5 protein-coding genes are annotated in these 1675 nt (G+C 37.7%); all 5 read left to right on the top strand.

Going from position 1 to position 1675, the window contains the following annotated elements:
• The first annotated feature begins 49 nt into the window (after positions 1 to 49).
• The 5 genes from AC3ASS_RS03640 to rpsK are packed head-to-tail and all read left to right on the top strand — an operon-like array spanning position 50 to position 1528.
• Positions 50 to 382, top strand: a complete 333-nt coding sequence (locus tag AC3ASS_RS03640; protein WP_488282152.1) for a KOW domain-containing RNA-binding protein — start codon at positions 50 to 52, stop codon at positions 380 to 382.
• The gene (infA, locus tag AC3ASS_RS03635; RefSeq protein ID WP_488282151.1) at positions 360 to 578 is read left to right on the top strand and encodes a translation initiation factor IF-1; all 219 of its coding nucleotides are present in this window, start codon (positions 360 to 362) and stop codon (positions 576 to 578) included. The genes AC3ASS_RS03640 and infA overlap by 23 nt, the downstream gene beginning before the upstream one ends.
• A 38-nt stretch (positions 579 to 616) precedes the next feature.
• Positions 617 to 730 (top strand): 50S ribosomal protein L36, encoded by a 114-nt coding sequence (rpmJ, locus tag AC3ASS_RS03630; protein ID WP_000868344.1) that lies wholly within the window; start codon positions 617 to 619, stop codon positions 728 to 730.
• 21 nt (positions 731 to 751) lie between these two features.
• The gene (gene rpsM / locus AC3ASS_RS03625; RefSeq protein ID WP_488282150.1) at positions 752 to 1117 is read left to right on the top strand and encodes a 30S ribosomal protein S13; all 366 of its coding nucleotides are present in this window, start codon (positions 752 to 754) and stop codon (positions 1115 to 1117) included.
• Positions 1118 to 1138: 21 nt separating this feature from the next.
• A complete protein-coding gene (rpsK, locus tag AC3ASS_RS03620; protein ID WP_488282149.1) occupies positions 1139 to 1528 on the top strand; it encodes a 30S ribosomal protein S11 in 390 nt (129 codons plus the stop codon).
• Positions 1529 to 1675: the final 147 nt, after the last annotated feature.

The following is a 1675-nucleotide window of genomic DNA, read 5'->3' as shown; positions in this document are numbered from 1 at the left end:
AGATGAAGGCTACGAAATATTAACTATATCCTAAGTGAAGGTGATATTTTTGGTCGAATCTGACTCGGGTCCAAGTATTGGTCAAATTGTATTAATTACAAAAGGGCGAGATGCTGGACAATATGCGGTAGTAATACAAAAGCTAGATGAACGTTTTGTTCTAATAGCAGATGGTGATAAACGTAAGTTTGATCGCCCAAAAAAGAAAAATGTACTACATCTTGAACTGTGTTCTTATGTTTCCCCTGAGGTTCAGAATAGTATTTTAGAAACCGGTCGTGTGACAAATGGCAAACTCCGATATGCCATATCAAAGTTTGTGAATGAACTCATGACTGACGAGAAGGGAGACGTGTTCGATGGCGAAAGAAGATGTCATTGAAGTTGAAGGTACTGTTACAGAAACATTGCCTAACGCTATGTTTAAGGTAGAATTAGAGAATGGTCATACGGTTTTAGCTCATGTTTCTGGAAAAATTAGAATGCATTTCATTCGAATTTTACCAGGTGATAAAGTAACGGTTGAGCTATCTCCATATGATTTAACTCGTGGTAGAATAACATATCGCTTTAAATAATAGGTTGCGCTCCGAAATAATAAGGAGGTTAGGATAACATGAAAGTAAGACCATCTGTTAAACCGATATGTGAAAAATGTAAAGTTATTCGCAGACGCGGTAAAGTTATGGTTATTTGTGAAAATCCAAAACATAAACAAAAACAAGGATAATCTTAAAGGAGGTGCACTTATATGGCACGTATTGCTGGTGTAGATATCCCACGTGAAAAACGTGTAGTTATTTCACTAACATATATTTATGGTATTGGTAAACCAACTGCACAAAAAATTCTAAAAGAAGCAGGAGTTTCTGAAGATACTCGTGTTCGTGACTTAACAGAAGAGGAATTAAATAAAATTCGTGAAATCGTTGATAAATTAAAAGTTGAGGGTGACCTTCGCCGTGAAGTTTCATTAAACATTAAACGTTTAATGGAAATCGGTTCTTACCGTGGCTTACGTCATCGTCGTGGATTACCAGTTCGTGGACAAAATACTAAAAACAATGCTCGTACTCGTAAAGGCCCACGTAAAACTGTAGCTAACAAGAAAAAATAATCGGTAAAGGAGGGTATTTAAATGGCTCGTAAAACTAATACTCGTAAACGTCGTGTGAAAAAGAATATTGAAAACGGAATTGCTCATATTCGTTCAACATTTAACAATACTATCGTTACGATTACGGATGTTCACGGGAATGCAATTGCTTGGTCTAGTGCTGGTGCTCTAGGATTCAAAGGTTCTCGTAAATCAACTCCATTTGCTGCTCAAATGGCTGCAGAAACTGCTGCTAAAGCATCTGTAGAGCACGGAATGAAATCTTTAGAGGTAACAGTTAAAGGACCTGGTGCAGGACGTGAAGCTGCGATTCGTGCATTACAAGCTGCAGGGCTAGAAGTTACAGCAATTAAAGATGTAACTCCGGTACCTCACAACGGATGCCGTCCACCAAAACGTCGCCGTGTATAATTTATCTGTATAGAATTTGAAACAATGTCTATAATGGGATATGATACAGTATTTCCCATTGGCATTCATATAGATATAAATCCAGTTTTTGTGCACAAACGGGAATGCATGCAGGGGGAATTTCGGTAATAAATATTATTGCCGGGG

It is taken from the genome of Bacillus sp. JST-5, from assembly GCF_057747715.1.
Note: the sequence above shows the minus strand (reverse complement) of the source record. Positions and strands in the feature narration are given on the sequence as shown.

What these genes read in the sequence shown, in the direction of transcription:
- infA (WP_488282151.1), top strand. Translation starts at nt 360, where the DNA reads ATGGCGAAAGAAGATGTCATTGAAGTTGAAGGTACTGTTACAGAAACA.
- rpmJ (WP_000868344.1), top strand. Translation starts at nt 617, where the DNA reads ATGAAAGTAAGACCATCTGTTAAACCGATATGTGAAAAATGTAAAGTT.
- rpsM (WP_488282150.1), top strand. Translation starts at nt 752, where the DNA reads ATGGCACGTATTGCTGGTGTAGATATCCCACGTGAAAAACGTGTAGTT.
- rpsK (WP_488282149.1), top strand. Translation starts at nt 1,139, where the DNA reads ATGGCTCGTAAAACTAATACTCGTAAACGTCGTGTGAAAAAGAATATT.